The following is a 7,465-nucleotide window of genomic DNA, read 5'->3' on the forward strand; positions in this document are numbered from 1 at the left end:
GGCCAGGCCTCAGCATTTTATTATGGTGATCCCCTGGGCGAAATGCGCCTGGTAAGCAGAGTTTTTGAAATGTAAGGCCTTTGAATAAGACAAAAGGCTGCCTCATCGCTAACTTTGCAACAGTGCCCTCGCGATGACATCGCCCAGCGGCTGGCCATCATCCTGTGCATCGACCAGGGCGCCCCCGATCTCGGCGAAGGATTTCAGGGTGTCACGCACCACCCCCGCTTCGTCTGCGACCTTTGCATGGCAAATACGCTCCGAAGCACGGTAGAGACGGCCGACGATCCGGTCGTGGGTTTCGACCACTGCGTCGGCCAACATCGCCTGCCATTCCGAGACGCAAACAGCCAAGATCGCAAGCCGCCTGTCCTCCGGGAGATCGCGCATGCCGTCGGCATAATACCGTTCACCCTGCCTGCGCAGACGAGTCACCCGATGGGCAGGAACGCCGGCAAGCAGATCCTCGGGGAGATCGATGCGTTGCAGATATTCGAGCCGGTCGAGCAGCCGGTTGGCCGACGAAGAGTTCGAGCCAGGCTCGAACTGGCGCAGCCACACAAAACGGGTCACCCGATCATCAGCCGTCTCCTCGAGCAATGCCAGCAACTGTTCTCGGATCGACATAGGCAGCCGACTGGCGATCCTCGTCTCGATGCGTCGCTCGGCATCGACGAGAGCCGCGGCACAAAGCCGCTCGATCGTGGATGTCGCGGGAAGGACAGTGCGGGTGCGTCGGCACTCGGCTACGAAGCGACGGGCGATATCCTCGTTCGACACCGCCATCTCGGCTTCTCGGAACAACCATTCCTTCAGCTCGCTCGCACCACGTCCGGAGAAGGTGCGGAAGCCGTAGAGCCCCCGTAACTCGGCAAGATGCTCGTGCCGTGTTTCCTCGCGGGCAGCATAGTCTACGAGATCGTCGGCACCCAGGCCAAGCTGCGCTCCGATAAATTCGATGACCTCTGCAGGGATCAGTTCGCCTGGAGCCAGCACCCGGCCGGGATAGCGCAGGACACACAATTGCAGGGCGAAGCCGAACCTGTTGTGAGCGCGCCGACGCAGCCTGATATGCCCAAGGTCTTCATCACTCAGCGTATAGTGCTTGAGCAAATCCGTCTGTGAAGTCGGCAAGCGCAACAGCGCGTCTTTCTGCCGATCGGTTAGAGTGACGCGACGCGGCATACATGTTCCTTTTTCAAAATCTGATAGCGTTCAAGACGCTTTGTTTATGAAGCTGGTTGAGATACATTTCCAGAGGTCAATGCAATCGTGGCCGAAGCGCCGCCTCAAACCAACGTTTGTGATACATGCTGATCGGATATGCCCGCGTCTCCAAAGCCGATGGCTCGCAGTCTCTCGACCTGCAGCACGACGCCTTGCGCGCCGCAGGTGTCGAACGGTACAATATCTATGATGATCTTGCTTCCGGCGGTCGTGATGATCGCCCTGGCTTGACTGCCTGCCTCAAGTCATTGCGTGACGGCGATGTGCTGGTGGTCTGGAAGCTCGATCGCCTCGGACGATCGCTTGCCCATCTGGTCAACACGGTGAAGGAGCTGTCAGACCGCAAGATCGGCCTGCGGGTTCTGACTGGAAAGGGCGCTCAGATCGACACCACGACTGCGTCCGGTCGCATGGTGTTCGGAATCTTCGCCACCTTGGCCGAGTTCGAGCGGGATCTGATCCGAGAGCGCACCATGGCGGGTCTCGCCTCCGCGAGAGCGCGCGGTCGCAAGGGCGGACGAAAATTCGCGCTCACCAAAGCTCAGGTGCGTCTCGCGCAAGCCGCCATGGCCCAGCGCGATACTTCAGTTTCCGATCTCTGCAAGGAACTCGGCATCGAGCGCGTCACTCTCTACCGATATGTCGGTCCCAAAGGCGAGCTCAGAGACCATGGAAAGCATGTTCTCGGACTTACGTAGCAACTCGTTTCTTTTCGCAGGTTGAGCCACCTCCGCGCTTCATCAGAAAACTGAAGGAACCTCCATTGAATCGAACTAATATTTTTTTTGGTGAATCGCATTCTGACTGGTTGCCTGTCAGAGGCGGAGAATCTGGTGATTTTGTTTTTCGACGTGGTGACGGGCATGCCTTCGCGAAAATCGCACCTGCTTCCCGCCGCGGTGAGCTCGCTGGAGAGCGTGACCGCCTCATTTGGCTCAAAGGTCGAGGTGTGGCTTGCCCCGAGGTGATCAACTGGCAGGAGGAACAGGAGGGTGCATGCTTGGTGATAACGGCAATTCCGGGAGTACCGGCGGCTGATCTGTCTGGAGCGGATTTGCTCAAAGCGTGGCCGTCAATGGGGCAGCAACTTGGCGCTGTTCACAGCCTATCGGTTGATCAATGTCCGTTTGAGCGCAGGCTGTCGCGAATGTTCGGACGCGCCGTTGATGTGGTGTCCCGCAATGCCGTCAATCCCGACTTCTTACCGGACGAGGACAAGAGTACGCCGCAGCTCGATCTTTTGGCTCGTGTCGAACGAGAGCTACCGGTGCGGCTCGACCAAGAGCGCACCGATATGGTTGTTTGCCATGGTGATCCCTGCATGCCGAACTTCATGGTGGACCCTAAAACTCTTCAATGCACGGGTCTGATCGACCTTGGGCGGCTCGGAACAGCAGATCGCTATGCCGATTTGGCACTCATGATTGCTAACGCCGAAGAGAACTGGGCAGCGCCAGATGAAGCAGAGCGCGCCTTCGCTGTCCTATTCAATGTATTGGGGATCGAAGCCCCCGACCGCGAACGCCTTGCCTTCTATCTGCGATTGGACCCTCTGACTTGGGGTTGATGTTCATGCCGCCTGTTTTTCCTGCTCATTGGCACGTTTCGCAACCTGTTCTCATTGCGGACACCTTTTCCAGCCTCGTTTGGAAAGTTTCATTGCCAGACGGGACTCCTGCAATCGTCAAGGGATTGAAACCTATAGAAGACATTGCTGATGAACTGCGCGGGGCCGACTATCTGGTATGGCGCAATGGGAGGGGAGCAGTCCGGTTGCTCGGTCGTGAGAACAATCTGATGTTGCTCGAATATGCCGGGGAGCGAATGCTCTCTCACATCGTTGCCGAGCACGGCGACTACCAGGCGACCGAAATTGCAGCGGAACTAATGGCGAAGCTGTATGCCGCATCTGAGGAACCCCTGCCTTCTGCCCTTCTCCCGATCCGGGATCGCTTTGCAGCTTTGTTTCAGCGGGCGCGCGATGATCAAAACGCAGGTTGTCAAACTGACTACGTCCACGCGGCGATTATAGCCGATCAAATGATGAGCAATGCCTCGGAACTGCGTGGGCTACATGGCGATCTGCATCATGAAAACATCATGTTCTCCAGTCGCGGCTGGCTGGTGATAGATCCCGTCGGTCTGGTCGGTGAAGTGGGCTTTGGCGCCGCCAATATGTTCTACGATCCGGCTGACAGAGACGACCTTTGTCTCGATCCTAGACGCATTGCACAGATGGCGGACGCATTCTCTCGTGCGCTGGACGTCGATCCGCGTCGCCTGCTCGACCAGGCGTACGCTTATGGGTGCCTTTCCGCAGCTTGGAACGCGGATGGAGAAGAGGAGCAACGCGATCTAGCTATCGCGGCCGCGATCAAGCAGGTGCGACAGACGTCATACTAGATATCAAGCGACTTCTCCTATCCCCTGGGAACACATCAATCTTACCGGAGAATATCGTTGGCCAAAGCCTTAGCGTAGGATTTCGCCCTCTCCCGCAAACGACCCCATCCTTGATCACCTGAAGCACAAAGCCGAAACCAGCGGGACCAGGGCGTTACCCGAAAGCCGGGCGCCACCGGCTGAGCTGCTCCTGGGTCTGTTTGACTGACGAGCCTGAAGGCCAACGATACCAATCAAAATGCTGCGTTCACAGCGCCGCGGCAGGGATCCGCCGTGCTGGTTGTCGGAAAAGGAGCCGCTAGTGGGAAAGAGGAGGGTAAATTTTCAGCGTTGCTGGCTCCCCGTCAGCCGGATTGGGTTGCATCGCAGGGGTGTCGAAAGAGTCAACTGCGGTCCAAAGCTGTTGGACTTGGGTGAAAAGGGCGTTTATTCTTCCTATACGTCGATCGATTGAATGAAGGACATATACAATCATTTCTCCGACATTTGGTTATGGAGCGAAAAGTTTCAATATCTTATCAAAACCAGGCAATCAATGCGATTAAGTTTTATTACGAACGTGTTTTGGGTGGACAACGGAAAACATATTTCATCGAAAGACCAAAAAAAGAAAAAACACTTCCTGTTGTGATGAGTGAAGAAGAAACCATTCGGGTACTACGCGCTATTGAAAACGTGAAACACAAGGCTATTCTGATGACTATTTATTCGGCAGGTTTGCGCATTTCTGAATGTATAAACCTGAAAATAAAAGACATTGACTCCAAGCGCATGCAAATTCGTATAGAACAGTCAAAAGGAAAAAGAGATCGTTATACCATTTTATCTGAGAAAACATTAATTATTTTAAGAACATACTTTATGGAATATAAACCAAAAGATTATTTATTTGAAGGTCAAAAAGGTGGCGCATACTCAAGCCGAAGTATTCAAAACATTTTTAAAGCAGCTGTTTTAAAAGCAAAGATTCAAAAGGAAGTTACTGTACATACCTTACGACATAGCTTTGCAACGCATTTGCTTGAGAATGGTACGAGTTTACGTTATATTCAATCGTTGTTAGGTCATTCAAGCAGTAAAACAACTGAGGTTTATACACATATTACCACCAAGGGAATGGAACAATTAAAAAGTCCGATGGATTTGTTAGATATATAGAAAGGATTTGTATATTTGAGCAAAACTTAACAAAAAGCACTATGAATATAAATCCTTTTGAGAGAGTAGAAACGAACGGTAAACGGTTGAAAACGGATTTGTCACTGATAATGAAAGGTTTAGCAAAATAAGATATAGTGGATATATACGCCATTTGGCGTATAGCCACTTGTTATGTGCCATTTTTGAATGACAATGCGAATAGATACAGACAAACAAATGAATTTACTTAGTGATAAGAACGTTGCAATAATTGGTGGTGGACCCGTTGGACTGACTATGGCAAAATTATTACAGCAAAACGGCATAGACGTTTCAGTTTACGAAAGAGACAACGACCGAGAGGCAAGAATTTTTGGTGGAACCCTTGACCTACACAAAGGTTCAGGTCAGGAAGCAATGAAAAAAGCGGGATTGTTACAAACTTATTATGACTTAGCCTTACCAATGGGTGTAAATATTGCTGATGAAAAAGGCAATATTTTATCCACAAAAAATGTAAAGCCCGAAAATCGATTTGACAATCCTGAAATAAACAGAAATGACTTAAGGGCTATCTTGTTGAATAGTTTAGAAAACGACACGGTTATTTGGGATAGAAAACTTGTTATGCTTGAACCTGGTAAGAAGAAGTGGACACTAACTTTTGAGAATAAACCGAGTGAAACAGCAGATTTGGTTATTCTTGCCAATGGTGGAATGTCGAAAATAAGGAGCTTTGTTACCGACACGCAAGTTGAAGAAACCGGTACTTTCAACATCCAAGCTGATATTCTTCAACCGGAAATAAACTGTCCCGGATTTTTTCAGCTATGCAACGGCAACCGATTAATGGCGGGACATCAGGGCATTTTATTGTTTGCCAATCCCAATAATAATGGTGCATTGTATTTAGGAATTAGTTTTAAAACGCCCGATGAATGGAAAAATAAAATTCCCTTAGATTTTCAGGACAGAAACAGCGTTGCCGATTTTTTATTGAAAAGATTTTCCAAATGGAGTGAAGTTTACAAACAATTAATACGTTCGGTATCAACATTTCAATGCTTGCCCACAAGGAAATTTCCTTTGAACAATGATTGGAAAAGTAACCGTCCATTACCCATAACAATGATTGGCGATGCTGCTCATTTGATGTCGCCTTTTGCAGGACAGGGTGTAAATACGGGATTATTGGATGCTTTGATATTGTCTGAAAACCTTACAAACGGAGAATTTACAAGTATTGAAAATGCCATCGAAAACTACGAACAACAAATGTTTGTTTATGCAAAAGATACGCAGGACGAATCGACAGAAAACGAAACCGAAATGTTTAGTCCCAATTTTTCGTTTCAAAAATTATTGAATCTATAAACAGTAAGAAAAAACGGCTACTAACAAGCAGTTTTGCAATAGTGGGGCAGAAGTGCAAAATTGAACTTGTGTGCTTCTATCAACTTTTGTACATTAGCTGCCAGTTTAAGATGGGTGCATTTGAGTATGCCCAAAGGAGCCCGCAAGTATGCGCAGGACGAAGCCAGTAGCCGCGCCGATGGTGGCGCGGGTCTATCTGCGCGTCAGCACCGACGCGCAGGACTTGGAACGCCAAGAGGCGATCACTACGGCCGCGAAGGCCGCCGGCTACTACGTCGCCGGCATCTACCGTGAGAAGGCATCCGGCGCACGCGCCGACCGGCCTGAGCTGCTGCGCATGATCGGCGACCTACAGCCCGGCGAGGTGGTCATTGCCGAGAAGATCGACCGCATCAGCCGCCTACCTTTGCCCGAGGCCGAGCGCCTGGTGGCCTCGATACAGGCCAAAGGCGCACGCCTGGCCGTCCCTGGCGTGGTCGATCTATCCGACCTGGCGGCCGAGGCCCAGGGCGTCGCCAAGATCGTGCTGGAAGCCGTGCAGATCATGCTTTTTCGCCTGGCCTTGCAGATGGCCCGCGACGACTACGAGGACAGGCGCGAACGCCAGCGCCAAGGCATTGAGTTGGCCCGCCAGGCCGGGCGGTACAAGGGCCGCCGTGCTGATCCGAAGCGCCGCGCCCAAGTTGTCGCGCTGCGCAAGTCCGGCTACAGCATCAACAAGACCGCCGAGCTGGCCGGGTACAGTGCGGCCCAGGTGAAACGGATATGGGCCGAGGTCAGCCAGGCCGAAGCGAAGCAGCACGGCGCGTTCGTGGAGGACGCATTGACGGAAGCCGATGCCCTGGCCGCTGTCGGCCAGGATGAGCGCCAGGAGGAAAGGGCATGAAGAAGCCGAACCAAGACGACGAGCCGTTTTTCATCACCGAGGAGATTGCGGCCGAAATGATCGCCGGCGGCTATGAGTTCGAGCTGCCGCCCATTCCTTGCACCATCCGCCTACGCGACGTGCTGGAGCGCATGACCGATGCTGAGCTAGCATTGCAGCCGGGCGAGATCGCCGACCAGGAGCGTGAACGCTGCCGGCGCAAGCCGTGTTCAACCTCATGATCTGGTCATGGTATTTTTCATGGCACTGAGCCTGATAGTTCTTGCAAATTGTTGTCACTAAAGGGTTTTGTGTGCTTGTTTACAATCGAGTGGGAGTGACGGGCACTGGCTGGCAATGTCTAGCAACGGCAGGCATTTCGGCTGAGGGTAAAAGAACTTTCCGCTAAGCGATAGACTGTATGTAAACACAGTATTGCAAGGACGCGGAACATGC

At 52.0% G+C, this 7,465-nt stretch carries 7 protein-coding genes and 2 pseudogenes; 8 read left to right on the forward strand and 1 reads right to left on the reverse strand.

Annotated features, from left to right (window positions below; all coding sequences use genetic code 11):
- A pseudogene (locus FTV42_RS14805) lies at nucleotides 1-75 on the forward strand (IS6 family transposase); the annotation flags it as partial.
- A gap of 54 nt (nucleotides 76-129) precedes the next feature.
- On the opposite strand, the pseudogene FTV42_RS14810 reads toward FTV42_RS14805, so the two are convergent.
- Nucleotides 130-1,185, reverse strand: a pseudogene (locus tag FTV42_RS14810) (DUF4158 domain-containing protein); the annotation flags it as partial.
- 125 nt (nucleotides 1,186-1,310) lie between these two features.
- On the opposite strand from FTV42_RS14810, the gene FTV42_RS14815 reads away from it, so the two are divergent.
- The 7 genes from FTV42_RS14815 (at nucleotide 1,311) to FTV42_RS14855 (ending at nucleotide 7,251) form a co-directional block, all read left to right on the forward strand.
- A complete protein-coding gene (locus tag FTV42_RS14815) occupies nucleotides 1,311-1,925 on the forward strand; it encodes a recombinase family protein (protein WP_015060271.1) in 615 nt (204 codons plus the stop codon).
- A gap of 65 nt (nucleotides 1,926-1,990) precedes the next feature.
- Nucleotides 1,991-2,794: an aminoglycoside O-phosphotransferase APH(3'')-Ib gene (gene aph(3'')-Ib / locus FTV42_RS14820; protein WP_001082319.1), complete on the forward strand. Its 804-nt coding sequence runs from the start codon at nucleotides 1,991-1,993 to the stop codon at nucleotides 2,792-2,794.
- Entirely contained in the window at nucleotides 2,794-3,630 is an 837-nt protein-coding gene (locus FTV42_RS14825) for an aminoglycoside O-phosphotransferase APH(6)-Id (protein ID WP_000480968.1), read from the forward strand. The genes aph(3'')-Ib and FTV42_RS14825 overlap by 1 nt, the downstream gene beginning before the upstream one ends.
- A 492-nt stretch (nucleotides 3,631-4,122) precedes the next feature.
- Nucleotides 4,123-4,788, forward strand: coding sequence for a tyrosine-type recombinase/integrase (locus tag FTV42_RS14840; protein WP_015060916.1), 666 nt, complete (start codon nucleotides 4,123-4,125; stop codon nucleotides 4,786-4,788).
- 189 nt (nucleotides 4,789-4,977) lie between these two features.
- Entirely contained in the window at nucleotides 4,978-6,144 is a 1,167-nt protein-coding gene (locus tag FTV42_RS14845; protein ID WP_024160783.1) for a tetracycline-inactivating monooxygenase Tet(X3), read from the forward strand.
- 148 nt (nucleotides 6,145-6,292) lie between these two features.
- Nucleotides 6,293-7,030, forward strand: a complete 738-nt coding sequence (locus FTV42_RS14850; protein WP_001366550.1) for a recombinase family protein — start codon at nucleotides 6,293-6,295, stop codon at nucleotides 7,028-7,030.
- A complete protein-coding gene (locus FTV42_RS14855) occupies nucleotides 7,027-7,251 on the forward strand; it encodes a hypothetical protein (protein WP_000743213.1) in 225 nt (74 codons plus the stop codon). Before FTV42_RS14850 ends, FTV42_RS14855 begins: the two co-directional genes overlap by 4 nt.
- Nucleotides 7,252-7,465 lie beyond the last annotated feature (214 nt).

It is taken from the genome of Acinetobacter sp. YH16052, assembly GCF_013417155.1.
Taxonomy (GTDB): domain Bacteria; phylum Pseudomonadota; class Gammaproteobacteria; order Pseudomonadales; family Moraxellaceae; genus Acinetobacter.